At 48.0% G+C, this 24,349-nt stretch carries 24 protein-coding genes and 21 tRNA genes (1 of these 45 cut by a window edge); 9 read left to right on the forward strand and 36 right to left on the reverse strand.

What is annotated here, in order from left to right; genetic code table 11:
* The first annotated feature begins 54 nt into the window (after nucleotides 1–54).
* On the forward strand, nucleotides 55–1,032 hold the full coding sequence (locus NSQ39_RS14930; RefSeq protein ID WP_175076613.1) for a metal ABC transporter solute-binding protein, Zn/Mn family: 978 nt from the start codon (nucleotides 55–57) through the stop codon (nucleotides 1,030–1,032).
* A gap of 41 nt (nucleotides 1,033–1,073) precedes the next feature.
* Here the strand turns inward: NSQ39_RS14930 and NSQ39_RS14935 are convergent, their stop codons facing one another.
* Entirely contained in the window at nucleotides 1,074–1,319 is a 246-nt protein-coding gene (locus NSQ39_RS14935; RefSeq protein WP_175076612.1) for a type B 50S ribosomal protein L31, read from the reverse strand.
* A 191-nt stretch (nucleotides 1,320–1,510) separates the two neighbouring features.
* On the opposite strand from NSQ39_RS14935, the gene NSQ39_RS14940 reads away from it, so the two are divergent.
* From NSQ39_RS14940 to NSQ39_RS14955, 4 genes are all read left to right on the forward strand, one after another.
* The gene (locus tag NSQ39_RS14940; protein ID WP_175076611.1) at nucleotides 1,511–2,842 is read left to right on the forward strand and encodes a cytochrome ubiquinol oxidase subunit I; all 1,332 of its coding nucleotides are present in this window, start codon (nucleotides 1,511–1,513) and stop codon (nucleotides 2,840–2,842) included.
* A gap of 30 nt (nucleotides 2,843–2,872) precedes the next feature.
* Nucleotides 2,873–3,916, forward strand: a complete 1,044-nt coding sequence (locus tag NSQ39_RS14945; protein ID WP_173427501.1) for a cytochrome d ubiquinol oxidase subunit II — start codon at nucleotides 2,873–2,875, stop codon at nucleotides 3,914–3,916.
* 64 nt (nucleotides 3,917–3,980) lie between these two features.
* Nucleotides 3,981–4,139 (forward strand): DUF1540 domain-containing protein, encoded by a 159-nt coding sequence (locus tag NSQ39_RS14950; RefSeq protein WP_065894679.1) that lies wholly within the window; start codon nucleotides 3,981–3,983, stop codon nucleotides 4,137–4,139.
* Nucleotides 4,140–4,166: 27 nt separating this feature from the next.
* Nucleotides 4,167–4,358, forward strand: a complete 192-nt coding sequence (locus NSQ39_RS14955) for a hypothetical protein (protein WP_046131363.1) — start codon at nucleotides 4,167–4,169, stop codon at nucleotides 4,356–4,358.
* 55 nt (nucleotides 4,359–4,413) lie between these two features.
* Here NSQ39_RS14955 and NSQ39_RS14960 read toward each other — a convergent pair whose 3' ends face one another.
* The 13 genes from NSQ39_RS14960 to NSQ39_RS15020 all read right to left on the reverse strand — a co-directional run bounded on the left by NSQ39_RS14960 (nucleotide 4,414) and on the right by NSQ39_RS15020 (nucleotide 18,816).
* A complete protein-coding gene (locus NSQ39_RS14960) occupies nucleotides 4,414–5,757 on the reverse strand; it encodes an MmgE/PrpD family protein (protein WP_046130676.1) in 1,344 nt (447 codons plus the stop codon).
* On the reverse strand, nucleotides 5,754–6,905 hold the full coding sequence (locus tag NSQ39_RS14965) for a M20 peptidase aminoacylase family protein (protein ID WP_175076610.1): 1,152 nt from the start codon (nucleotides 6,903–6,905) through the stop codon (nucleotides 5,754–5,756). The genes NSQ39_RS14960 and NSQ39_RS14965 overlap by 4 nt, the downstream gene beginning before the upstream one ends.
* A 15-nt stretch (nucleotides 6,906–6,920) precedes the next feature.
* The gene (locus NSQ39_RS14970) at nucleotides 6,921–7,670 is read right to left on the reverse strand and encodes an amino acid ABC transporter ATP-binding protein (RefSeq protein WP_046130678.1); all 750 of its coding nucleotides are present in this window, start codon (nucleotides 7,668–7,670) and stop codon (nucleotides 6,921–6,923) included.
* Between the two features lie 12 nt (nucleotides 7,671–7,682).
* A complete protein-coding gene (locus NSQ39_RS14975; RefSeq protein WP_046130679.1) occupies nucleotides 7,683–8,357 on the reverse strand; it encodes an amino acid ABC transporter permease in 675 nt (224 codons plus the stop codon).
* Nucleotides 8,358–8,378: 21 nt separating this feature from the next.
* The gene (locus tag NSQ39_RS14980; protein ID WP_341015740.1) at nucleotides 8,379–9,173 is read right to left on the reverse strand and encodes an amino acid ABC transporter substrate-binding protein; all 795 of its coding nucleotides are present in this window, start codon (nucleotides 9,171–9,173) and stop codon (nucleotides 8,379–8,381) included.
* Between the two features lie 22 nt (nucleotides 9,174–9,195).
* Complete coding sequence (locus NSQ39_RS14985; RefSeq protein ID WP_341015743.1) at nucleotides 9,196–9,693, reverse strand: GNAT family N-acetyltransferase; 498 nt, start codon at nucleotides 9,691–9,693, stop codon at nucleotides 9,196–9,198.
* A 16-nt stretch (nucleotides 9,694–9,709) separates the two neighbouring features.
* On the reverse strand, nucleotides 9,710–11,023 hold the full coding sequence (locus tag NSQ39_RS14990; protein ID WP_046130682.1) for an LLM class flavin-dependent oxidoreductase: 1,314 nt from the start codon (nucleotides 11,021–11,023) through the stop codon (nucleotides 9,710–9,712).
* A 355-nt stretch (nucleotides 11,024–11,378) separates the two neighbouring features.
* Nucleotides 11,379–12,488 carry an o-succinylbenzoate synthase gene (gene menC / locus NSQ39_RS14995; RefSeq protein ID WP_046130683.1) on the reverse strand — a complete coding sequence of 370 codons (1,110 nt, stop codon included), beginning with the start codon at nucleotides 12,486–12,488 and terminating at the stop codon, nucleotides 11,379–11,381.
* Nucleotides 12,489–12,500: 12 nt separating this feature from the next.
* Nucleotides 12,501–13,937 carry an o-succinylbenzoate--CoA ligase gene (locus tag NSQ39_RS15000; RefSeq protein ID WP_175076609.1) on the reverse strand — a complete coding sequence of 479 codons (1,437 nt, stop codon included), beginning with the start codon at nucleotides 13,935–13,937 and terminating at the stop codon, nucleotides 12,501–12,503.
* A gap of 78 nt (nucleotides 13,938–14,015) precedes the next feature.
* A complete protein-coding gene (gene menB / locus NSQ39_RS15005) occupies nucleotides 14,016–14,834 on the reverse strand; it encodes a 1,4-dihydroxy-2-naphthoyl-CoA synthase (RefSeq protein WP_046130685.1) in 819 nt (272 codons plus the stop codon).
* Nucleotides 14,835–14,846: 12 nt separating this feature from the next.
* Nucleotides 14,847–15,668, reverse strand: coding sequence for a 2-succinyl-6-hydroxy-2,4-cyclohexadiene-1-carboxylate synthase (gene menH / locus NSQ39_RS15010; protein WP_341015751.1), 822 nt, complete (start codon nucleotides 15,666–15,668; stop codon nucleotides 14,847–14,849).
* Entirely contained in the window at nucleotides 15,656–17,395 is a 1,740-nt protein-coding gene (gene menD / locus NSQ39_RS15015; protein WP_341015754.1) for a 2-succinyl-5-enolpyruvyl-6-hydroxy-3-cyclohexene-1-carboxylic-acid synthase, read from the reverse strand. Before menD ends, menH begins: the two co-directional genes overlap by 13 nt.
* Nucleotides 17,392–18,816: an isochorismate synthase gene (locus NSQ39_RS15020; protein ID WP_216899650.1), complete on the reverse strand. Its 1,425-nt coding sequence runs from the start codon at nucleotides 18,814–18,816 to the stop codon at nucleotides 17,392–17,394. The genes menD and NSQ39_RS15020 overlap by 4 nt, the downstream gene beginning before the upstream one ends.
* Nucleotides 18,817–19,083: 267 nt before the next feature.
* Between NSQ39_RS15020 and NSQ39_RS15025 the strand changes: the two genes are divergently transcribed.
* Together NSQ39_RS15025 and NSQ39_RS15030 are read left to right on the forward strand one after the other, a co-directional pair.
* Nucleotides 19,084–20,019: a 1,4-dihydroxy-2-naphthoate polyprenyltransferase gene (locus NSQ39_RS15025; RefSeq protein WP_175076605.1), complete on the forward strand. Its 936-nt coding sequence runs from the start codon at nucleotides 19,084–19,086 to the stop codon at nucleotides 20,017–20,019.
* Between the two features lie 103 nt (nucleotides 20,020–20,122).
* The gene (locus NSQ39_RS15030; protein ID WP_046130690.1) at nucleotides 20,123–20,875 is read left to right on the forward strand and encodes a TraR/DksA C4-type zinc finger protein; all 753 of its coding nucleotides are present in this window, start codon (nucleotides 20,123–20,125) and stop codon (nucleotides 20,873–20,875) included.
* Nucleotides 20,876–21,103: 228 nt separating this feature from the next.
* Here NSQ39_RS15030 and NSQ39_RS15035 read toward each other — a convergent pair.
* From NSQ39_RS15035 to NSQ39_RS15140, 22 genes are all read right to left on the reverse strand, one after another.
* Nucleotides 21,104–21,175, reverse strand: a tRNA-Glu gene (locus NSQ39_RS15035).
* Between the two features lie 11 nt (nucleotides 21,176–21,186).
* Nucleotides 21,187–21,277 (reverse strand) — tRNA-Ser (locus NSQ39_RS15040).
* 3 nt (nucleotides 21,278–21,280) lie between these two features.
* Nucleotides 21,281–21,355, reverse strand: a tRNA-Asn gene (locus NSQ39_RS15045).
* 6 nt (nucleotides 21,356–21,361) lie between these two features.
* Nucleotides 21,362–21,438: transfer RNA gene (locus NSQ39_RS15050), tRNA-Ile, on the reverse strand.
* A gap of 12 nt (nucleotides 21,439–21,450) precedes the next feature.
* Nucleotides 21,451–21,524 (reverse strand) — tRNA-Gly (locus NSQ39_RS15055).
* An 8-nt stretch (nucleotides 21,525–21,532) separates the two neighbouring features.
* Nucleotides 21,533–21,608, reverse strand: a tRNA-His gene (locus tag NSQ39_RS15060).
* Nucleotides 21,609–21,634: 26 nt separating this feature from the next.
* A tRNA-Phe gene (locus NSQ39_RS15065) sits at nucleotides 21,635–21,710 on the reverse strand.
* A 9-nt stretch (nucleotides 21,711–21,719) separates the two neighbouring features.
* Nucleotides 21,720–21,796 (reverse strand) — tRNA-Asp (locus NSQ39_RS15070).
* A gap of 71 nt (nucleotides 21,797–21,867) precedes the next feature.
* Nucleotides 21,868–21,944 (reverse strand) — tRNA-Met (locus tag NSQ39_RS15075).
* A 14-nt stretch (nucleotides 21,945–21,958) separates the two neighbouring features.
* Nucleotides 21,959–22,051, reverse strand: a tRNA-Ser gene (locus NSQ39_RS15080).
* Between the two features lie 7 nt (nucleotides 22,052–22,058).
* Nucleotides 22,059–22,135 (reverse strand) — tRNA-Ile (locus tag NSQ39_RS15085).
* Between the two features lie 5 nt (nucleotides 22,136–22,140).
* A tRNA-Met gene (locus NSQ39_RS15090) sits at nucleotides 22,141–22,214 on the reverse strand.
* A gap of 24 nt (nucleotides 22,215–22,238) precedes the next feature.
* Nucleotides 22,239–22,311 (reverse strand) — tRNA-Ala (locus tag NSQ39_RS15095).
* Nucleotides 22,312–22,318: 7 nt separating this feature from the next.
* Nucleotides 22,319–22,392, reverse strand: a tRNA-Pro gene (locus NSQ39_RS15100).
* Between the two features lie 9 nt (nucleotides 22,393–22,401).
* Nucleotides 22,402–22,478 (reverse strand) — tRNA-Arg (locus NSQ39_RS15105).
* Between the two features lie 11 nt (nucleotides 22,479–22,489).
* Nucleotides 22,490–22,575, reverse strand: a tRNA-Leu gene (locus NSQ39_RS15110).
* A 9-nt stretch (nucleotides 22,576–22,584) separates the two neighbouring features.
* Nucleotides 22,585–22,659 (reverse strand) — tRNA-Gly (locus tag NSQ39_RS15115).
* Nucleotides 22,660–22,675: 16 nt separating this feature from the next.
* Nucleotides 22,676–22,760 (reverse strand) — tRNA-Leu (locus NSQ39_RS15120).
* A 7-nt stretch (nucleotides 22,761–22,767) separates the two neighbouring features.
* Nucleotides 22,768–22,843 (reverse strand) — tRNA-Lys (locus NSQ39_RS15125).
* A gap of 66 nt (nucleotides 22,844–22,909) precedes the next feature.
* Nucleotides 22,910–22,985: transfer RNA gene (locus tag NSQ39_RS15130), tRNA-Thr, on the reverse strand.
* A 15-nt stretch (nucleotides 22,986–23,000) separates the two neighbouring features.
* Nucleotides 23,001–23,076 (reverse strand) — tRNA-Val (locus NSQ39_RS15135).
* Between the two features lie 211 nt (nucleotides 23,077–23,287).
* Complete coding sequence (locus tag NSQ39_RS15140) at nucleotides 23,288–23,590, reverse strand: hypothetical protein (RefSeq protein ID WP_202049503.1); 303 nt, start codon at nucleotides 23,588–23,590, stop codon at nucleotides 23,288–23,290.
* A 322-nt stretch (nucleotides 23,591–23,912) separates the two neighbouring features.
* Between NSQ39_RS15140 and NSQ39_RS15145 the strand changes: the two genes are divergently transcribed.
* Both NSQ39_RS15145 and NSQ39_RS15150 read left to right on the forward strand, forming a co-directional pair.
* Nucleotides 23,913–24,098, forward strand: a complete 186-nt coding sequence (locus tag NSQ39_RS15145) for a hypothetical protein (protein WP_335499829.1) — start codon at nucleotides 23,913–23,915, stop codon at nucleotides 24,096–24,098.
* Between the two features lie 220 nt (nucleotides 24,099–24,318).
* Nucleotides 24,319–24,349 carry the 5' portion of a carboxymuconolactone decarboxylase family protein gene (locus NSQ39_RS15150; RefSeq protein ID WP_335499831.1) on the forward strand. Its footprint extends 182 nt past the window's final position, so 31 of the gene's 213 nt are visible here — the first part of the coding sequence; it begins with the start codon at nucleotides 24,319–24,321; its stop codon lies off the right edge, out of view.

Genomic DNA, 24,349 nt, shown 5'->3' on the forward strand with positions numbered 1-24,349 from the left:
ACAGGATTGTTAAATCGTAATGATTTCAGTTTTTACGTTGAGAGGAGAAATACGATGAAAAAAACACTCGGATTGGCATCCGCATTCATTCTTGCAGCGGGACTGACGGCGGGCTGCTCAAGCACCGGAGCTTCCGGCGATCATAAAGAACACGACGGAAAATTGGATATCTACACAACCATTTATCCGCTTGAGGATTTCACCAAAAAAATCGGCGGGGAATATGTGAACGTCAAAAGCGTATACCCTCCAAACGTTGAAGCGCATACGTATGAGCCAAGCTCAAAAACGATGGCGGAGATTTCTGATTCCGATGCTTTCATTTATTCCGGGGTCGGTGTTGAAGGGTTCGCGGATAAAGCCGTGAACACGTTAAAAGGCAGCGACGTCAAAATCGTCAAAGCCGGCGAAGGCATTGGTCTCTTGTCCCAAACAGAAGAGCACGAACACGGTGAAGAAGAACACGATCATGATCACGAACATGAACACGATCATGACCATGGAGGTAAAGACCCTCACGTCTGGCTTGACCCGGTGCTTGCCGAAAAGCTGGCGGAAAACATTAAAAACGAACTGACGGCATTGGAACCGGAGCATAAAAAAGAGTTCGCGAAAAACTATGAATCTCTCAAAAAAGAGTTGGAACAGCTTGATCAAGAGCTTAAACAGACAGTCGCCAAAGCTGACAAAAAAGAGATCCTCGTCTCGCATGCCGCATACGGATACTGGGAAAAGCGCTATGGCATCAAACAGATCAGCGTGCTTGGCCTTTCACCGACAGAGGAGCCTTCCCAAAAAGAACTTGAAAACATCGTCAAAACAGCAAAAGAACACGACATTAAATACGTTATTTTTGAAAACAACGTCAGCAGCAAAATCTCAGAGATTATTAAAAATGAAATCGGGGCCAAAAGCTTGACGATGAAAAACCTTGAATCCGTTACAAAAGAAGACAGACAAAACGGCGAGGATTATCTGAGCATCATGGAGGAAAATGTGTCCGTATTGAAAAAAGCATTGTCAAATCAATAAAAGCAAAACACGCGCAACCGAGGAATGCGCGTGTTTTTTCGTTAATCCATATTAAACCGTTTCTTAAACTGTTCGACCCTTCCGCCTCTTTCATTGAATTTTTGTCTTCCCGTATAAAACGGATGGGTGTCTGAGCTGATTTCAACTTTAATCACCGGATACGTTTTTCCGTCTTCCCATTCGGCCGTTTCATCAGACGTTCTCGTGGAACGGCTCAAAAAACGGTAGCCGCTGTTTACATCCTGAAAGATCACTTGATATGTTTTAGGATGAATATTCGGTTTCATTATAATTCCTCCTTTTTAAAACGTAACAATTACGTTTTATTATAAACCACCAATATCCTCATGTCAAAATTTCACTCCTGTTTTTACATTTTTAAGCATCTTAACAAATTTCCCGACGAACAGGAAGAATAATCTAAAAAAGGAGGTAAACAATAAAAGCAAAATGGTGTGAATGAAAGGTGGTTTTCCGGATGAATGATTTAATGTTCGCTAGAAGCCTATTCGGAACAACGATGGGATTCCATATAATTTTCGCTACACTCGGCGTCGGAGTTCCTTTAATGATTTTGCTGGCTGAGCTGATTTACCAAAAAACAAAAGATCCCCATTACGCCATAATGGCGAAAAGATGGACGAAGGCACAGGCCGTTTTGCTGGGCGTCGCCATTCCGACCGGAACGATCGCTGGAACCCAGCTTGCCCTTCTTTGGCCGGGCTTCATGGAAGTCATCGGAAAGGTAATGTCCCTTCCATTTCAAATTGAAATATACGCATTTTTCATCGAAGCTTTATTTATGTCCATTTATGTCTATGCGGCTGACCGGCTGACTCCGCTCATGAGAATCACCGCCATCGTCTTCATCGTTATCGGTGCAGCGTCTTCAGCCATTTTAATTACAAACGTCCATGCATTTCAGGGAACACCTGAAGGCTTCAAAATCGTCAACGGGGAAATTACGGATGTTCACCCATGGACGGCCTTTTTCAATAAAAGCTTTTTCATTACGGCCAGCCATGTCGTCGTCTCGGCGTTTATGACAGGAGCCTTCATCATTGCAACGATCGCCGCATATAAAATGCTTCGCAATCGGAACAATGAAAAAGTGTATGCCCTTCACAGAAAAGCGCTTTTGCTCGGACTGCTCGTCGGCGGACTGTTTTCATTAATTACCGCGCTGAGCGGACACGAATCTGCACAGTTTCTTCACCGCTATCAGCCGGAAAAGCTGGCCGGAGCAGAAGGTTTATTTAAAACGCAGTCCTATGCTCCGCTGGCGATCGGAGGATTTCCCGATGAAGAGACGCAATCAGTTAAAGGAGCGATTGAAATACCGTGGGCGTTGAGCTTTTTGGCAGACAACCGGTTTGACACCGTTGTGAAAGGCTTAAATGAGTATCCACGTGATGAGTGGCCGCCTTTGTACATTCATACGCTGTTTAACGGAATGGTGCTGATCGGCATGCTGCTGATCGTTTACACAGCGGCCGGCTTTATTTGGCGAAACGTTTTGAAAAAAGATCGTTTTCCGCGCTGGATGCTCGTCTTTTTCACGACGGCAGGGCCGCTCAGCCTGCTTGGAATTGAATTCGGCTGGGTGTTTGCATGCACCGGAAGGCAGCCCTGGGTGATCTACCACATGCAGAAAACGTCTGAAGTGGTGACATCCTCAGGATCAATCGGACTGCTGTTTTTCCTGTTTTTTATCGTCTACGTCATTTTAGGAGCAGCAGTGGTCTTCGTATTGCAATATTATTTTAAACGCCATCCCGTCGAAGAAGACCTTAAAGCATCGGAAGCGTAACAATACGAAAGAAGGGAGTCATACATGCAAATGGATGGAACAACAGATGCCCTGCTGGCCATTTCGATCGTGTGGGGATTTATATTTATCTACGCCGTCATGGCGAGCATGGATTTTGGAGCAGGTTTTTGGTCGATGATTTATATGAATAAAAAGCAGCTGAAAGCGACGAATATCGCCAATCGCTACCTTTCCCCGACGTGGGAGGTAACAAATGTCTTTATTGTCGGAATCGTCGTGGCCCTTTTCAGCTTTTTCCCGGGCGGAACGTTTGTCCTCGGGACGGTGCTTTTGCTTCCGGGCAGCATCATTTTATTGCTGTTAGCAATTCGAAGCGGCTTTTTGGTTTTTGCCCACGCTGCCAAAGGCTATGAAAGAGCGTTGACTTACGTTTCGGGAATCAGCGGATTTATTATTCCCGCCGTTTTAATTCTCGTTTTGCCCATTACCCACGGACATTTTGTGTACCGGCAAAACGGCAGCTACCGCTTGGATTTCGCCGATTTATTTTTGAGTCCGCACGCCTACTCGTTTATGGGATTTGCCATTTTCAGCACCCTGTTTTTGTCTTCTTTGCTGCTCGCTGATTTTTCAAATGTGGCCGATGAAAAAGACGCGTACCAGGTGTATCGCCGAAACGCTCTTATCACCGGACCGCTCGCTTTGATCATGTCCTTAAGCATCATGATGACAATGAGAACCGAAGCAAACTGGCTTTACACAAAAATGATGAACGGTCTGCCATGGCTGTTTTTATCATTCCTGCTGTTTTTGGCGGCCTTAGGCGCACTGTTTCTGCCGAATACCTACAATAAGGACCGGTTAGGAAAGCCGCGGCTTTCCGTTATTGCGATTACACTGCAGTATTTTACGGCCAGCTACGTTTACGGAAAGTCCCATTTGCCGTATATGATCCACCCCGAAGTGACGATACAATCCGGTTTCACCGCCCCGGAAACGTTCAGAGCGTTGTTTATCTCGTACATCGTCGGTTTTATTATTTTATTTCCCGGGTTCTATTACTTCTGGAAATTATTCATGAAGGACAGGCGGTACATAAAACAGCCTGAATAAGTATGAACGATGCGCAGGGCGGTTAAGCTAAGATCGTACACTATTTTTAAGGGGGCCAAAAAAAGTGGACCAAAAAATACTGTGTGAAGTTTCAAATTGCACGTACTGGGACAAAGGGAACAAATGTACGGCTGATGCCATATACGTCGTAAGCCATGCCGAAGGTGAAAAAGCTTCTACAACCGAAGAAACAGATTGTAAAACATTCAAACCCGAACACTAGAACAGATGTGATGAAGGAGGAACAGGCATGAACAGAGAGTCGCTGCTAAAGGCTTTTTATCAGGAAATCCAGGGAGCCGATGAAATCTCTTTTCAAAAGGCCGCCCGCTCCTTCATGAACTTATGGGATTATGAATACGGATGTCTCGACGGTTTGCCTGAGCAGGCAGACAAACTGATCGGACAAACCGTGCACGAGGACCTGCTTTTGCGGGACTAAAACAGTTTGCTTATTTAAAAAACAACACGGCACAAACAGTATTTGTGCCGTGTTTTTATATATGCAATAAAAAGCGGTGAATGTTCTTTTCCCTAATAGCAGAAAGCAAATGGCCCGCTTTTTGTTCATCAGAATGAAGCGCAAGTTTCAGCTTTTGTATCAATTCTTGTCCCGATAATCGATTTCCCGGCGCTCCCTTCGGACAATCGATGCGGGCTTCGCAAATCCGTCCGTCCGCAAGAAATGCACGTACAATCGTAAAACGGCCTTTCGGAACAGCTTTCGGATCAGGGCGGATCCCGGCATCATAAACGCGGTGAATCCGTTCCATAAACGCCCGGATGCCGCTTGGGATCGGCTCGCGGCTGAAGCGGTCTGCCACAAGCTCCTGACCGTTTAAAGCAAGGGAGATGACGTACTCAACGCTGAAGCGGCCTTCTTCCCCTGTTGCGGGACGGCTTTCTGTTAAAGCGGCGTCTCCCCCGGGAGGAAAAACAACTTCAACCCTTTCCGTCTTTTCGGCAGAGATCCCATGCTCAGCTATAAGATGGCGGATGGCATCTGCTGCGTGGTGTGCTGCAGAGCAGAACGGGTAAATTTTAAACCACAGTCCGGGGTCAACGATTCTCCACGGCGCTCCCCAATGGTTTAACAAGGCATGCTGCGCTTTTTCCAAGTCGCCGTACAGGCTAAAAAAACCGAGTTCTCCATCAAGGGCCGCGTCCGAGCCCCCAAAGCCCGATTGAGCCAGCTTAACGGCAAACAACCCGGCCCGGGCAGCAAGACCGGCGTGCAGAGGCTTCATTTCCGTACCGAACTGTACCCTCATTCCCGCCGATTGAGAGGCGGCAAAACCGATCGCTCTTTCAAGCTCTTCAATGGATAGGTTTTCTGCATAACCCGCTGCACAGGCTGCAGCTATAGCGCCAAGCGTCCCTGTGTTGTGCCAGCCTTTTTCATAGTGCCGGCTGCCAATCGATTCGCCAAGCCTCGCCATGACGTCTACCCCTAAAATATAAGCGCCGAAAAAACGTTCATCCTCCCCGCGGGAAGCCGCGGAAGAAAGAAGGGCAGGCAATATGACCGCGCTCGGATGACCCCTTACATCGGAATGGACGTCATCAAAATCAAGCGCATGTGCCATAAATCCATTAAGCAGCGCTGCTTGTAATGGAGATGCTTTTTTTCCTTGGCCGATAAGGGGAACGATCGGTTTGCCGCCTTCCCCCTCGAGCAAGTGCAGCAGTTTTTTCACGCCGCTGTCGTTTCTTCCTGCATAAGCTGCGGCTGTGAAATCGAGCAGGCCCTTCTCTGCTTCACGCATCGCATCAGCGGAATCCTCAGGACGCGAAGATATAACGGCATGAGCCAGACTTTTTGTCAGCTCTTGTCCATTCATTTGACCGTCTCCAGCGCGATGACTGCCAGCTCGGCAAAATAGCGGGCGGCCGTCTTTAAAGCCGCTTCATCCAATGTAAATGCCGGATGGTGCCATTCTTCTGTTCCGCTGGTCCCCATCCAAACAAAAAAGCCCGGAATTTTTTCCTGGTAAAGAGCGAAGTCTTCTCCGCCGGGGGACTGTTCGGCCTGGACGGTTTGATAGCCGAGACGGGATGCCGCTTCTGCTGCCGCCGTTAAAAAGCGGCCGTCATTCTGAACGGAAGGCAAATATGGGAACCAGCGGAATTCAGCCCGAGCCCCAAAGCCGGCTGCAATTCCCTCGGCCACCCGTTTCATATGTTCCGGCACCGCCGATCTGGCTTCTTTTTGAAAGGTGCGGACAGTACCTTCCATTTCTACTTGGTCCGGAATTACATTCCACGAGCTGCCGCCCTGTATTCTTGTAATGCTGACGACGGCATTTTGCAGCGAGCTGATATTGCGGCTGACAACCGACTGCAAGCCGCTGACGATCTGGCCTGCCGCGGCTATGGGGTCGACGCTGTTGTCCGGAATGCCGGCGTGCCCGCCTTTACCTTTAACCGTGATCTCGAATCGGTCGACGCTCGCCATTAAGGCTCCTTCCTTCAATCCGATCGTGCCGACTGGCAAATCGGGCTTATTATGCATGCCAAAAATGGCGGAAACCCCGTCCAGCACTCCTGCTTCAATGACCTTTCTTGCTCCAGCGGCAATTTCTTCTGCGGGCTGAAAAATGAAGCGGACCGTCCCTTTGAATTCGTCCTTTCTACGGTTCAGCAAAATGGCTGTTCCAATGATCGAGGCAGTATGAAAATCGTGTCCGCACGCATGCATCTTTCCTTCGTGTTTAGAGGCAAACGGAAGGCCAGTCTGTTCCTGAATCGGAAGCGCATCGATATCCGCCCTCAGCACAATGACTGGTCCTTCCTCGCGCCCTTTGATTTCGGCAACTACACCCGTTTCAAGCCCCGGCACCTCAAGAACTGTAATATTTTCTTCCGCAAGCCAGCGGCGGATTTTTTTCGTCGTTTCAACTTCCTGAAACGACAGTTCAGGATGTTCGTGAAGATCCCGGCGAATGTTGATCAAACGCGTATGCAACGCTTCATGATATTCTTCGGCCATTCCATTTCATCCCTTCTATACAAGTTCTGCAGGCTCTCCTACCTGTTTGATAAATTTTTTCGTCCGTTCGTTTTTCGGATGATCAAACAGCTCTTCCGGTGTCCCCTGCTCGATAATATGGCCGTCCGCCATAAAAATCACCTGATCTGCGACTTCTTTGGCAAACGCCATTTCATGAGTGACAATGATCATCGTCGTTTGTTTTTCGGCGATCGATTTGATGACTTGAAGCACGCCTGCCACAAGCTCCGGATCGAGAGCAGAAGTCGGCTCATCAAGCAAAATCGCGTGCGGGTTGACAGCAAGCGCCCGCGCGATGCCGACCCTCTGCTGCTGCCCGCCGGACATCGTAACCGGATAGCTGTGGGCCTTATGTTCCAAACCGACTTGCTTCAGCATCTCCATACCGATGCGGTCCGCTTCTTCCCGCGATTTGTTTTGTGCGGTGATCAAGGCCTCTGTAATGTTTTGCAGTGCTGTTTTATTTTTGAACAGGTTGTAATTTTGGAACACCATGGCGGTTTGCTGACGAAGCAAATGCGCTTCCTTGCGCGTAAATTTTTCCGCATTCAATTTGGCTTCGCCGATTTCAATGACGCCTTGATCAGGACGCTCCAAAAGATTCAGACAGCGCAGAAGCGTCGATTTTCCGGAGCCGGACGGGCCGATGATCGCCACTACTTCTCCGCGCTTCACTTCAAGGTCAATCCCGTCCAGTACGACGAGATCCTTAAATGCTTTGCGAATATTTTTCACTTTTATCAACTGATTTCACCTCTATGTCCGGTATGGCTTGCTGACGGCGCGTTCAAACAGATCCTGCAAAATGCTGTATATAATAGTAAGAATCCAGTAGACAATTGCAACAGCCAGATAGGTTTCAAAGTATTTTAAATTGCCTGATGCATACATCTTGCCTTGGGCAAACATCTCCATGACTCCCAAAGTAAAGGCCAAAGACGTTTCTTTCAGGAGGCCGATAAACGTGTTGCCTGTTGCGGGTATTGCGTTTCTGACCGCCTGCGGGAGAATGATCCGCCGATATGCCTGCAGCTTCGTCATTCCGACGGACAGGCACGCCTCCAGCTGCCCTTCATCAACCGAATTCAAGGCCGCACGGAAGATTTCCGCCAAATAGGCGGCGTTTTTTAGGCTAAGTCCGATGATGGCGGCTGTCAAAGCCGTCATTTTGCTCATCTCCGGAAACAGCTGCGGCAGCCCGTAATAAATCAAAAAAAGCTGTACAAGCGTCGGCACGCCGCGAAAGAACGAAATATACACTTTTGACAGCTGATGAAGCACTGGAATATGGTTTTTTGTAATCAGTGCGAGTACAAGTCCCCCAATGATCGCAAAGATCATCGCTGCCACAGCCATGAACAGGGTGATCGGGAGGGCTTGAAGCAAAGTCGGGAATGCGGATATCATAAATCCCCAATCAATCGTATTCATTCTCGTGTTTCACCGCCGTTTCTATTTCTTCTGTTCTACCGTAATGTCTTCTTTAAAATACTTCTCTGAAAGCTTTTTCAGTGTTCCGTCCTTACGCAGTTCGTCCAGCGCTTTATCGACTTTTTTGCGGAGCTTGTCGTGTGCATCGTCCTTTGGAAACGGGAATGCGACTTGCTCATAGACAATCGGATCGCCGGCAAGCTTCAACGGCAAGCCCGTTTTCTTAATTTGTGCGATAAGCACGCTTCTGCTGTTGACATATGCGTCTACGCGGCCGTAAGCTACGTCCTTCAGCGTACCTTCCTGTGTTTCGTATGTTTTAATGTTGATCTTATGATCAGGGTCTTTGCTTTCAAGATTTTTTGCATGGTTTGAACCGAGGACGGCTGCTACGGTTTTGCCTTTTAAGTCGGCCACCGATTTGATGTCATTGTTATCTTTTTTAACAACGATCTGTGTTCCCGCATAAGCATACGGTTTTGTGAAATTGTACGTTTGCTTGCGTTCGTCGGTAACCGCCACCTGATTCGAAATGGTGTCAAGCTTTCCGGTTTGAAGTTCTCCCATCAGTCCGCTGAATTCAAGGAGCTTCCAATCGAGTTTCATGTCAAGCTTTTTCGCTACTGCCGTCATCACGTCAACATCAAAACCTGTCAGCTTCCCGTTTTCTTTATAAGCGAACGGATAGCTCTGCCCTGTCGCACCGACATGCAGTACGTTTTCATCTTGTTCACTGCTGTTTCCATTTCCGCATGCTGACAATACCGCCGCCATTAGCGCAGCAGCAAGAAGCATAGTCCACTTTTTCTTTTTCATAGAGTTCCCCGCCTTTTTTATGTTATAGATCAGTCCGTAATTGTTTTTTCATATAAACCGTAATGTGTCCTTTGCCAAGGTCCTGTTCCCCTGCGCGGACATAGCCTTTTCTCTCGTACATGTCGATCAGCCACGGATGCTTATCCGCCGTGCCGAGCGATACGAACGGAACCTTCAGCGTATCGCGGAGGATCGTCTGTTCGAGCCATTCTAAGAGCTCTGACCCTACTCCTTTCTTCCCTGAGGCCGGGTCAACAGCAAACCACCAGATATGAGGGACCCCATACGGCCCCGGCTGCTGTCCCCAGGGCATTCTTAATGAAATGGTCGCGATGATCCTTCCGTCCTCTTCCATGACATAGCACGCATTTTTCCGGATATTGTTCAAGACCAGATCCAGATCGGCATGTGCTGCGGCAAAATGAATGCCCAGCCTTCGTATCGGCTCATATGCCCGCTCGGTAAGCGCCAGAAGCTCTTTTGCATCGCTTTCGTCTGCCATTCGGTATCGTCGCGTCATCGAACGTTTCCCTCCTTTATTTTGAATAGCGGTTGGCCGGTTTATCCAAACCGAAATGATCCCTTAATGTTGCACCTTCATATTCTTTTCGAAACAGCCCCCGTTCCTGCAGAATCGGAACGACCTTGTCAACGAACAGCTCAAGCCCTTCCGGAAGAAGAGGCGGCATGATATTAAATCCGTCACAAGCTTTCTTGTCGACCCATTCCTGCATTTTATCGGCGAGTTGTCCAGGAGTCCCTACAAATATATGATGTCCTCTGGAACCGGCGACATATTGATAAAGCTGACGTATCGTCATATTGTCTCTCTCAGCCATTTCTTGAACAAGCTTAAAGCGGCTTTTCACCGCGTTTGAAGCATCGGCGTCCAATTGAGGCAGAGGCCCGTCAAGCGGATAGGCTGACAAGTCTATGCCGCCTAAATAATTTTGAAGGATTTGCAATCCGACAGATGGAATAATTAAATCCTGAAGTTCTTGATATTTGGCCTGCGCCTCTTCTTCTGTATCGGCAATCACCGGGAAAATACCAGGCATAATCGCAATTTTCTCGGGATCGCGCCCCAGCTCCGCCGCCTGCTCTTTGATCGATTGGTAAAACGCTTGAGCAGACTCCAAATGGTTTTGCGCCGTGAATATCACTTCAGCCGTTTTGGCAGCCAGCGCTTGTCCGTCTCCCGATGAGCCGGCCTGAATAATAACCGGTTGGCCCTGTGGGGTTCTTGCGACATTTAGAGGCCCGCGGACTGAAAAATATGTGCCTTTATGGTTGAGCTCGTGCATTTTTTCTTTATCGAAGAATTCGCCGGTTTCCTTGTTTCTGATAAAGGCATCTTCTTCCCACGAATCCCACAAACCCTTCACAACCTCCACAAACTCCTCTGCCCTCTGATAGCGAAGATGATGTTCGAGATGCTTCTCACCGCTGAAATTCAACGCCGTCGATTCAATGGAAGAGGTCACCACATTCCAACCGGCGCGCCCGCCCGAAATATGGTCAAGGGAAGCGAACTGTCTCGCAATATGAAACGGCTCGCTATACGTAGTCGAAGCGGTAGCTGCCAGGCCGATTTTAGACGTCACCTGCGCCAATGCGGAAAGCAGAGTAAACGGTTCGAATCTTGTTAACACGTTCGGATGCGATTTGCTGTCTATTGAAAGGCTGTCAGCTAAAAACAGCATATCGAGTTTGCCCCGCTCAGCTGTTTTGGCAAGCTCTTTAAAATAATCGAGGTTCATACTGGCGTCTTCAGGAGCACTCGGATGCCGCCAAGATGCTACATGATGTCCTGTTCCTGCAAGAAACACGCCTAGTTTTATTTGTTTCATAACGTTTTCTCCTTTTATGATTTTTTAGGCTGCAAAGGTCAACACATAATCCTTTTAATCCTAGATATTTAATATGAATAAATCAAAATGTACATTTGTCTCGAAAGTTTGTCAATAAAATGAACTCAATTTTTTATTTTAAAATTAAAATAAGATTGAAAATTGATGAAAATAAGGAGCGTACAGGAGGTTTTCACAAAAAATGACCCGTTAGAAAACGGGCCGGATTTCAAAAAAACCGGCTGCTAAGCGAGCCGGTCCAAACGAGAAGGGAATAATGTACAACTTCAATATACTTGTTGGCGAACGGGAAAACAAATCTTAAAAACGGAAAAATCAACGGCACGCTTACGTTTTACGGCCTGAAAACGTCCATTTTAAACGAATGTTTTCTCAAGGTGTTTGCATCAACCTCAAACCCCATGCCGGGCCGGTCGGGAACCTGTATAAAACCGTCTTCGATCCTGATTTCCGGCTTTACGATATCCTCTTCCCAATAGCGTGAAGACGACGAAATATCCCCCGGGATCACAAATTGCGGAAGGGAGCTCAGCGCGATATTGTGCGCTCTGGAAATCCCAGTTTCGAACATGCCGCCGCACCAGACAGGCATGTTATGCTGTTTGCAAAGGTCATGAATCTTCAGCGCTTCGGTCAATCCTCCGACCCTTGAAGGCTTGATATTGATGATTTTGCAGCTGCCGAGCTCGATTGCTTTCCTCGCATCATCAGCAGAGCGTATGCTTTCATCAAGGCAAATCGAGGTTTTGATATGCTTTTGCAAATGGCGGTGGTCCACGATATCATCATCAGCCAGCGGCTGTTCGATCATCATGAGCTTGAATTCATCAAGCGACTTGATTCTGCTGATATCTTTTATATCATAGGATGAGTTCGCATCCGCCATCAGCGGCACGCGCGGAAAATGCCTGCGGATTTCTTTTAAAAGCTCGATATCCTGTCCTGGCTGAATTTTAAGTTTTATTCTCTGATAACCTTCTTTTACATATTGATCAATTTCGCGAAGCATGTCTTCCAATGGAGCAAGTCCGACGACAACCCCCGCGGGCACCTCCGTTTTGATGCCGCCCAAGGCTTCGCTTAATGTGATGCCGTTCTTTTGTGCGTGAATGTCCCAAAACGCAGCTTCCAGCCCTGCTTTTGCCATCCGGTTGCCCTTAAAGCCGCGAAGCTTTTCAGGAATGTCGGAAGGATGTGTGAATGATTCGTGAAGCACGGCCGGGATGAAAAAATCTTTGAGCATATGGTAGCATGTCTCGGTTGTTTCTTCCGTGTACCATGGAGAAGAAAAGGCGGAGACTTCCCCCCAGCCTGTCACACCGTCTTTATCCTTCGCTTCTATAATGATGAATTTTCGTTCCTGAAAGGTTTCCAAGCTTGATGTAAAAGGCTTTTTCAGCCGCATGCTGAGATGGTACAATGTGAGCTGTTTGATTTGAATCATTGGCGCTCTCCTCTACAGTTTGTGTCTCATCAATTTGTTCGATGCATTGCGCGGCAGTTGCCGGACAACATGAAAGGCTTTCGGAACCTTATATGAAGCAAGCCGCTCTTTGCAAAACCGGATCAGCTCCTGCTCCTCCACATGCTCATTGACGACAAGATAAGCGTGCGGGACTTTTCCCCATGTTTCGTCATCCGCTCCTCTTACTCCTGCTTCATCAACGGCAGGATGAGAGAGGAGAACCGCTTCAACCTCTGCGGGATAAATGTTTTCTCCGCCTGAGATGATTAAGTCTGATCGTCTGTCAAGCACATACAAAAATCCGTCATCGTCAAGATACCCGATATCACCGGTTCTAAACCAGCCATCATTGAACGATTCTTCGTTTGCCGCTTCGTTTTTTAAATAGCCTTTCATGACAGTCGGCCCTTTCACGCAGATTTCGCCGTGTTCGCCGGTTTCCGCTGGCGCGCCGTTTTTTTCAATTCTAATGCCGGAGGCAAAAAGCGGTTTGCCGGCTGATCCCAGCTTTGTCATGCTGTATTCGGGCGCGAGTGTCGCAACTTGTGAACACGTTTCCGTCATGCCGTACGACTGAACGACTGGAAGCCGCTTCCTTTTGCATTCTTCAAGCAATGAATACGGCGCAGGCCCGCCTCCAAGCAAAAGGCATCTCAGAGATTCCGGACAATTGTCCACACGCGCGGCCAGCCGGGAAAGCATCGTCTGAACGACAGAAATGACGGTCACTTGATGATCGTTGATCGAACGGAGAACATCATCCGCGTCAAATTTTTGATGCAGAACAACAGCCATACCGTAGATGACCGATTTAAACAGGGCAGACAGTCCGCTGATGTGAAAGAGCGGCAAGGCGATAAGCCACCTTTCATTTTCGGCGAGCCCCAAATTCAATGCAGAAGAAACCGCGCTGAAATAATGGTTGGCAAATGTTTGCATAACCCCTTTCGGCCTTCCGGTCGTACCCGACGTATACATGATGGTCGCCGTATCGTCCAGATGGATGTCCGCTTCCTTTATAAGCGGCTCGGCCTTGATCGCTTGAATGTCTTCGATTTGAACGGTTCGGATCGAAAGGTCTTGTGAATGCTCTTCTGCAAAAGGCTGTTCGGTAATCAGCAGTTTCGCCTCCGAATGCTCGATCTGATACATTCTTTCTGCCTTTGACAGCTTTGTGTTCAGCAAAACGAGGCGGACGCCGAGTAAAAAGCAGGCGTGTACCGCAATGACCATTTCGGTCCGGTTTGTTAAAAGAACGGCTGCCGTATCCCCTTTTCCGATGGAGCAGTTTTTCAGCTGTGCCGCCATTTTTTTCGCTTCTTCATACAATTCCAGGAAGGTCTGCTGCTGATTTCCCTGAATCAGAGCCAGCCTGTCGGGTGTCAGTTCTGCCCGCTGTTTAAGCCAGTTCGGCTGGTCCATTAGCATGTCATCATCTCCAAAGAAAATTTCTCGATTGATAAAAGAAAACAGCTCAGTTACACCAAGCTGTTTTCTTTCTCGTTTTTACGGAAAACGAGGGAACTGTCCAAAGTCCGGACGGCGTTTTTCTTTAAAGGCGTCACGGCCTTCTTTTGCCTCATCCGTCGTGTAATAAAGGAGCGTCGCATCTCCGGCGAACTGCTGGATGCCTGCAAGTCCGTCCGTATCGGCGTTAAAGGCTGCTTTGAGGAATCTGAGAGCCGTCGGGCTTTTCTCAAGCATTTCTTCACACCACTTAATCGTTTCTTCTTCAAGCTTCTCAAGCGGAACAACCGTGTTGACCAGGCCCATTTCCAACGCTTCCTCCGCGTTGTATTGGCGGCACAGATACCAGATTTCGCGGGCTTTTTTATGGCCGACGATCCGCGCTAAATAGCCTGAACCGTATCCGGCGTCAAAGCTGCCCACTTTTGGTCCGGTTTGTCCAAAAATCGCGTTGTCTGCGGCAATTGTCAAATCGCAAACGATATGCAGCACATGACCGCCGCCGATGGCATAGCCTGACACCATCGCAACGACCGGTTTCGGAATGACACGGATTAAACGCTGCAAATCAAGAACGTTAAGACGCGGAATCTGGTCTTCTCCGACGTATCCTCCGTGGCCCCTTACCTTTTGGTCACCGCCTGAGCAGAACGCCTTGTCTCCTGCTCCTGCAAGAATAATGACGCCGATATCCGCATCATCCCTCGCATAGGCGAAAGCATCGATCAGCTCGGTAACGGTTTTCGGACGAAACGCGTTATGTACTTCAGGGCGATTGATCGTAATTTTTGCAATGCCATTGTATGTTTCATATAAAATATCTTCATATTGACGTTCGCTTTTCCATTCTACAGTCATGAACGTGACCTCCTATTTGAATATAAATTCACTTACTATTTTACCAAAAAAATCGGGCTCTTCCACATGTACAGCATGTCCGGTTTGTTCGGCGATCACCAGGCGGCTGCCGGGAATTTTCCTGTGCATGTTTTGATTGATCGCGACAAATTTTTTGTCAAGGCTGCCGACGATGAGGAGAACTGGAAATGTGATATCATCCAGCTTGTCCCACCATGACGGCTGTGAGCCGGTTCCCATCCCGGCCAGGCTGCCCGCAAGGCCGGTCGGGTTGTTGCTCAGACGCTCTTCGCGGATCTTCTTTCTTTTGGACGCCTCTAGCGACAATTGGGAAGCAAACAGCGGAATCTGTTCCCAGTAATCGACGAACGATTCAATTCCTTCGTTGATGATCCTCTCTCCGAGCCGGGCGTCCTGATCCCTCCGGCTGCGTCTTTCTTCTTCTGTTTGAAGACCGGGGGAGCTGCTTTCCAACACAAGCCCTGATACGCGCTCAGGATGCATCATGGCAAAAGAGAGGGCAAGCCTTCCTCCCATAGAATAGCCGACAAGATCCACTTTTTTCAGCTTCAGCAGATCAAAAATCTCCAATAGATCGGCGGCTTGCTGTTCTGTCGTGTACCGCTGATTGTCGGCGGGCGAATCGGTTTTGCCGTGGCCGAGTAAATTCAGTTTGATGAGACGGATGCCTCGAAAATGTTCGTCAGTCTCATCCCACGTTTTTGCGCTGCCGGTAAATCCGTGCAGAAAAACCGCCGTTTTTTCCGCAGATGCTCCGTTGTCTTCAATTTCATAGCCTATGCCGTCCCGCAACGTCAGTCTCAAAACGGCCACTCTTTTCTGATTTCATACAGCACCGTATCAAGCAGCCGGCGATGCAGCTCAACACGGGTCTCGCGCCTCGTTTTCACTTCGATGATATCAAGCCCGCAGCGGTTGACAGAAGACAAGTAGGCATCGGCGAATTCTGCGGAAGTCTCAGGGCACGCGTAGCGTCCGCCGTACAATTTGGCGGCATGCTCAAATTCCAGCCCTGTCGGCGTTCCGAATAATTGTTCAAAATATCGTTCTTCAGCAGACTGGGGAAGGAATGAGAAAATCCCTCCGCCGTCATTGTTGACGAGAACGACCGTCAGCGGAATGTCCAGCGTTTTCGTGACAAGCAAGCCGTTTAAATCATGGTAAAAGGATAAATCTCCGATTACGAGCGTCACCGGCTCTTTTGTGGCAGCATATACGCCGAGCGCTGTCGACACGACGCCGTCAATTCCGTTTGCCCCCCTGTTGGCGAAAATTCGGAAAGGCCTGTCCTGATTTTCAAAAAACGTATCGGCATCGCGGATCGGCATGCTGTTTCCGACAAAAAGGGAGCTGTTTTCCGGGATGATATGCTGCAGATTGCGGTACACATTTCCTTCAAATGTAAGATCCTCAGCTTCAAGATTTTTTAAATGGCGTCGGAAACGGCTGTCTGCAAACTGCCATTTTTCCAGCCAGCGGCCCGCTCTTTTTTCGCGTATGGAAGCGGCCGCAGCTTCGGCAAATTCCCGTTCTGAACAATGCATCATCCAGGAGCTTCGCTGTGTCGGATCGCGCCAGCCGCCATCGGGATCGACGACAATCTGCCAGATCCCGGGGTTTTGTTTTAAAAGCTGGAACAGCGGCTTGGAAACCGGCATCGGTCCAAACCGGATGACAAGCTTCGGCATAAGGGAAGCTTTCAGCTCTTCATCCCTTAAAAGCGAATCATACGCAGCAATGACCGATTTCTTCGAATGTGCGCCGTTCCGCAGGTTTGACAAAGGGTCTGCTAAAATCGGATACCCCGTCATCTCCGCAAGCGATAAAATATCGCGCTTCACATCGTCATTCGGAAGTTCCCCGCAGACAATGACGCCTTCTTCCGTATCGCTGATCAAGGCCATCACCGCTTCAAGCTCTTTTAGATCAGCAGCGGCGGCGGCGTTTGATACAGACACATGACGGCCCCTTTCCGTCCGTTGAAAAGGATCGGCAGCAAGGTTCGGCATGAGCGGCTCTCTTAACGGAAAATTGATGTGCACCGGTCCGTTCGGCGCTCTCGACGCTTCTCCTGCGGCACGGCTTGCTACTGAACGAATGTACGCCAGCATATCAGGATGTGCATCAGGCAAAGCCGAGTCTGTGAAATACTTAACAAAGTTGCCGAATAAGAATTGCTGATCAATCGCCTGAGGTGCACCTACTTCACGCAGCTCGTGCGGCCGATCAGCCGTTAAAACGATGAGCGGTATTCTTGAATAATGAGCCTCAACGACAGCCGGATAAAAGTTCGCCGCAGCCGTTCCCGACGTACAGATCAACGCAACGGGTTCCCGCTTCGCTTTTGCGATCCCCAATGCAAAATAGCCTGCCGACCTCTCATCGATATGGACGTGAACATTGATGTCCGGGTGGGCAGCCGCCAGAATCGCAAGAGGCGTTGACCTTGATCCGGGACAGATGACGGCTTCAGTAACGCCTGCGAGTGAAAGCTCATCAATAAAATTGCCTATATATGTTGTAATCGGGTTTTCTGTCAAAGGGTATCGCCTCCAAATGCGGACAGCATAGGCTTAAATTTAATTTGTGTTTCCTCATATTCAAGCAGCGGATCGGAATCAGCGACAATTCCGCAGCCGGCAAACAGTCTGGCCTCGTTCGATTCGATTAATCCGGAGCGGATCGCAACGGCAAACTCCCCGTTGCCTGCGATGTCGATCCATCCGACCGGGGCGGCATACCATCCTCTTGACATCGGTTCGATGTTTCTGATGACCTCGACCGCTTTGTGCTGCGGCGACCCTCCGAGTGCCGGAGTCGGGTGGAGCTGCTCAATCAAATCGAAGAGTGACGCTTGATCATTCATTTGACCGACGACAGGTGTATATAGATGCTGAACGTTTTTCGTTTTGTACAATCCGGGCTTGGCCGGCTTTTTCACGCGGCTGCAGTTCGCCAAAAACGCCTGATGGATCATACCCACGACAATGTCGTGTTCAATAAGGTTTTTCTCATCGTTCAATAGCTCAAGGCCGAGCATCCGGTCCTCCTGTTCGGTTTCGCCTCTTTTAATCGAACCGGCCAGACATGTGGACAGCACTTTCATTCCGTCCTTTTTGATCAGCCGCTCCGGAGAAGCGCCGACAAAGCTTTTGCCGTTTTCCTCAACGGCGAAAATATAGCTCGTTTTTTGCTCTGACATCAGTTTGGACAATACTTCATGAAGCTTGACGGGCTTATCGAACGTCAGCAGGATGTCCCGCGCCAGCACGACTTTATCGTATGCCCCTTTTTTGATGTCGTTTGTTGCACGGCGAATCGCATCAAGCCACTCTGACACATGCAATTCCTCTTTCGCTTTAATCCGGGCGCCCGCTTTTTCATCTTCTTTGAAAGCGCTAATATTTGTCAGATGTAGAGAAGCGGCCTTTAATTCGGCAAGAACCTTGCTTGCATCCTCATCGGGAGACTTCCATTTGTTCACCGTTAAAAACGCTTCTTCCCCTGCTTTTGTCAGCATGGCAGAGGGAACAAAAAAGGCTCCTTCCGGATACCCCTCCCAATGCTGCTCTCTTGTTTCCAGCGGATCAAAAGAAAAACCGCCGAACAGCAAAGGGCCCACTGCCGCTTGATGAAGATCTTCACCTTCGTGAAAGTGGTAGGCTTTTTCTTTTACACGCGCCCACTGTTGATCGATTTCACGATAACGGCCTGCATCCTTTCCGCTTGTGGAAATCGTCAATTCCTTTCCCAAGCCGACAAGCGTCATTTCGCCGTCAGGATCGGACCAAAAAAACCGCTTCCCGGCGAATGCTTCTTCTCCACTTTTGAAAAAAGAAAGGGCATCTATATTTTTTATTTTTCTGGAATAACTTATTAAAACAGCATGGTTGACTTTTTTGACGATATTTAACGCTTCAGATGCTTCCCTTAGGGAAGTGCGCTGCACTGTTGTCACCATGAGACATTCCTCCAAAGTCCGTAAAATGCTTTTTTAACCATACACCTGTGAACGATGTGTGTCAACAAAACGACACTTTGTTAACAGACCCCTTACTATTATAAACTTAATCGGCCGAATGAAAAAGGCAAGGTGTTTTATTATTTTTTTCGGGGCTGTCTCACCGCTTTTTTTCTAACAATATCACCCATTATATTGACACCTTTTTTAACTTTTTCTAAACTTAGTATGGACGTGTACGTATTAAAACTAAAGGAGTCAAACTTTATGCAGCATCAATCACTTTCAGGAAGTGTTTCTGGAATAAAACCTGAAAAAAGCTGGCGCGTGTGGTGGATGTTGACAAGGCCGCATACGCTGACAGCCGCATTCGTCCCTGTTACACTCGGGACGGTCCTGGCTCTTCAAACAGGCCGTATCGACATCTGGCTGTTTATCGCCATGCTTGTCGCTTCGATTCTAATCCAAATCGGAACGAACTTATTTAATGAGTATTTTGATTTCGTCCGCGGGCTCGATAATGAGAATTCGGTCGGAATCGGAGGTGCGATTGTCCGCCACGGGATGAGGCCGAAAACGGTATTATATACGGCATACGGATTGTTTGCAGTCTCCGTCTTGCTCGGAGTATATATTTGTATGTCTTCAAGCTGGTGGCTGGCGCTTATCGGATTAGTATGCATGGCCGTCGGCTATCTTTACACAGGAGGCCCGCTTCCGATCTCCTATACGCCGTTTGGCGAAATTATGTCAGGCGTCTTCATGGGAATGATCATCATCCTCATCTCCTATTATATCCAGACCGGTGAACTGACCTGGAACGTGTTTCTGATCTCGCTTCCGATCAAGATTTTAGTCGGGGGGATCAACCTGTCCAACAACATCCGAGATCTGGCCGGGGATAAAGAAAACGGACGAAAGACGCTTCCTATTTTGGCAGGGCGGAAAAATGCCGTGCATATTTTAAGCTGGGCATTCATTATTTCCTATTTGTTAATCGGACTTTACATCGTCATGGGGATTGTTACGGTATGGAGCGCTATTGTTCTGCTAAGCCTTCCGAAACCGGTCAAAGCAATCAAAGAATTCAAAGCAAAAGAAAAACCGGCAGAATTGATGATCGCCATGAAATCCACGGCACAGACGAACACATTTTTCGGCCTGCTTTTAGCGATTGGCGTTTTGATTCATCATTTTGTCTAAAAAGAGCCTTAACCGGCTCTTTTTTTGTTTTTTTATAATGAAAGTTCTTTTTAAAATCGTTCATACTAAAAAGGCAGCACTTTTTAGAAACGAGGCGATGCATGTGCTAACAAAAGAACAGTTGACAAAGCTCGAAAACGAACTCAAAGCGGGCAAAGAACAAATTATCAGTCGTTTTAAGGCTAACGGTCATTTTGGCATAGATGTTACGTTTCCTTTCAACTCAACGGGAGACCTGTCTTCATACGACAATCATCCCGGCGATGAAGGAACGGAGCTTTATGAGCGCGAAAAGGATCTCGCCCTTTACGAACATGAGAGGGAGCATTTGCACGATATCGAACACGCCCTTTCCTTAATTGAAAAAGGAACGTACGGACGCTGTGAAGTATGCGGAAAGGAAATTCCTTACGAAAGGCTGTCCGTCCTGCCGACGGCGACGACGTGCAGCGAACATTCCTCAAACATCTCCGTCTCAAAGGACCGTCCGATTGAAGAAGAAGTGCTCACTCCTCCCTACGGTCGTTTTGAACAGGATGAACGCGACGAAAATGTGGCATATGATGCAGAAGACGCGTATCAAGATGTTGAACGCTACGGAGACTCAGATACGCCTCAGGATATGGAGTTTCCTCCACAGTCGTACAGCCAGACATACATGGAATATGAAGAGCGCCTGGGAAATGTCGAAGATTACGAAAACTTCGTCGCGACGGATATTACGGGTAAAGAAATCACCGTTTATCCGACAATCGAACATGAACAATACGAGGAATTGCTTGATGAAGAAGGCATTATGACCTCATTTGGGGATCTTCCCCCGGCAGAAAAGGAACCTTATACAGAGGATGACTAAGCCCCGAAGATCCGGGGCTTATCGTCATTATTCAGCGGCTGTTTTTGATGCTCCATGTACCGTGGGCATATGCCGGTTGGCGACCGCCTTTTTATACACTTTATTAGCCTTCAAGCCGAATACAGCAATAGCATTTCAATTGCCTATAGGACGTTGCCATCTCTTTTGAACGCCTCTGCCATACAAAAACCCCCCTGTATTAATAAATACAGGGGGGGGTGAAACGGATGACCCGTACGGGATTCGAACCCGTGTTACCGCCGTGAAAGGGCGGTGTCTTAACCACTTGACCAACGGGCCGTATATCATCATGGCGGAGAAGGAGGGATTTGAACCCTCGCGCCGCTTACGCGACCTACACCCTTAGCAGGGGCGCCTCTTCAGCCACTTGAGTACTTCTCCATATGGCTCCACAGGCAGGATTCGAACCTGCGACCGATCGGTTAACAGCCGATAGCTCTACCACTGAGCTACTGTGGAATATCATGGTGGGCCTGAATGGACTTGAACCATCGACCTCACGCTTATCAGGCGTGCGCTCTAACCAGCTGAGCTACAGGCCCATGATATGCAAATGGAGCGGGTGATGGGAATCGAACCCACGACATCAGCTTGGAAGGCTGAGGTTTTACCACTAAACTACACCCGCATCTCGCATGGGGCGGTTGATGGGAATCGAACCCACGAATGCCAGAGCCACAATCTGGTGCGTTAACCACTTCGCCACAACCGCCGCAATTTTATTAAGTTTCTACATAATGGTGGCTCGGGACGGAATCGAACCGCCGACACACGGATTTTCAGTCCGTTGCTCTACCAACTGAGCTACCGAGCCTTATATAAATGGCGGTCCGGACGGGACTCGAACCCGCGACCTCCTGCGTGACAGGCAGGCATTCTAACCAACTGAACTACCGGACCATTTTTTGATTTTTACGCATGAAATGTTTTGGTTGCACCCTTCGGGCACTCCCTATTTAATGAGTAATTTTTGGTTGCGGGGGCAGGATTTGAACCTGCGACCTTCGGGTTATGAGCCCGACGAGCTACCGAACTGCTCCACCCCGCGATGATAAAAATGTATGGCGGAGGAAGAGGGATTCGAACCCCCGCGGGCTTTGACACCCCTGTCGGTTTTCAAGACCGATCCCTTCAGCCAGACTTGGGTATTCCTCCGTAATAATGGTGGACCTTGTAGGACTCGAACCTACGACCGGACGGTTATGAGCCGTCTGCTCTAACCAACTGAGCTAAAGGTCCTTTAATAGCGGCGGAGGGGATCGAACCCCCGACCTCACGGGTATGAACCGTACGCTCTAGCCAGCTGAGCTACGCCGCCATGATCAATATAAAGATAACAAAGTGGAGCCTAGCGGGATCGAACCGCTGACCTCCTGCGTGCAAAGCAGGCGCTCTCCCAGCTGAGCTAAGGCCCCTTAAGAATCGGGAAGACAGGATTCGAACCTGCGACCCCATGGTCCCAAACCATGTGCTCTACCAAGCTGAGCTACTTCCCGTTATTATAATGGCGCGCCCGAGAGGAGTCGAACCCCTAACCTTTTGATCCGTAGTCAAACGCTCTATCCAATTGAGCTACGGGCGCAATCTTTATAATGCCGAGGGCCGGACTTGAACCGGCACGGTAGTCACCTACCGCAGGATTTTAAGTCCTGTGTGTCTGCCAATTCCACCACCCCGGCGTGGATGGTTGGAGCGGAAGACGGGATTCGAACCCGCGACCCCCACCTTGGCAAGGTGGTGTTCTACCACTGAACTACTTCCGCGAAAATTGATTGGCAATGCGGATGAAGGGACTTGAACCCCCACGTCTTTAAAAGACACTAGAGCCTGATTCTAGCGCGTCTGCCAATTCCGCCACATCCGCATGAAAATGGTGAGCCATGAAGGACTCGAACCTTCGACCCTCTGATTAAAAGTCAGATGCTCTACCAACTGAGCTAATGGCTCTAAGAATTTCTTAGATAAAAGCCGTTGATATTTTTTCAGCAACTTTTATATTTTATCATAAAAAAGTGGTGCCGGCAAGAGGACTTGAACCCCCAACCTACTGATTACGATTCAGTTGCTCTACCAATTGAGCTACACCGGCCCCTTCAAAAACCAATGGTGGAGGATGACGGGATCGAACCGCCGACCCTCTGCTTGTAAGGCAGATGCTCTCCCAGCTGAGCTAATCCTCCGGGGCAGTCATTCGAGCAACTCTCGATCTGACAAGGACTATTATATACAGGAACACACCCATTTGTAAAGGCTATATTAAAAAAATTTTATTTTCAGTTTTTTTCATCATATGTGTTTCTTTTTAAGGCTGAAATGCCGCCGCTTATCTAAACAAAGAGCAGAGCAGCAAAAAAATTTGCCGCTTTGCTGCTGTTTTTTGATGATAACGCTCTATAATAGGTTCTCCAAATGGTTGAAGAATTCCTGTCTTTTTGCGACAACAAATTTGTACTCCTGCTGGTTTTTCAAGACGACTTTAAGTCCGTTTGGTACAACCAGAAATGTGTTTCGCTTCTCAACCTTTGCAATGTCCTGAATCTTAATGTCGAGCGGTTTGTTTTGAATATTAACGCCGTGCGATGTAAAAGATAAACTTTCACTTGTTAATTTCAGTCTGTCGCCTACCGATTCTATACCTCTGAATAAATTTGCCGGAACGTCCATGATAAAGCCTTCATGTTCAACGGATTGCATCTTATTTCCCCCAATAAATATTTTTTACCATATTTATATCGGCTTTTTTTCTTTACTTATGAAGAGCATACTGAAAGACATTTCAGTTATCATACCGACGATGACGGAGAATTCTCAGACTTTATTGGTTTAAAAATGCAGTATTTGCTATCTTTTTCGTGAAAAACAGCTTGGCTTAGAGTCTGTAAGATTAGACCAAGTCGACAAAGGAGCTCCCAAAAATGAATATTAAAGAAGCTGTGGAAAGAACCGGACTTTCTGCGCATACCATCGATTTTATGAAAGAAGCGGATTAATTCAAATCAAAAGAACTGCTGGCGGCATACGGCAATTTACGGATTCTGACGTAAACTTTCTTATTTTTATAGGTACTTTGAAAAAAACAGGAATGTCCCTTGAAGATATTTCAGAGTTTACAAAGGAAGGCTGTATTTTGGAACGTTTAGAATCAGTGAAAGCCAAAAAGAAAAAGTTACCAATCGCCTCTCGAATATTGAATTATTTATAGAAGCCGTAATTTTATTTTGTGAAGAATACATTTATAAAAAGGCGGGAGAGGACTTTTAATATGACAGAAAAAAGGTATAAAAACGGATTAAACTGATGAACAAAGTTGTTGGAGAATCTTGAAGTCACACTCGTGAGTTTTTAAACGAAATCGCGCCTGACTTTGAACGTTTTTAGTTAAATTCCCATTCGGTGACATCTACAGCCGGCAGGGTTTAGATATCAAATCCCGGGAATTAGCAACCGTTGCAG

This window comes from Bacillus sp. FSL W8-0848 (assembly GCF_038007805.1).
GTDB classification, from domain to species: domain Bacteria; phylum Bacillota; class Bacilli; order Bacillales; family Bacillaceae; genus Bacillus; species Bacillus glycinifermentans.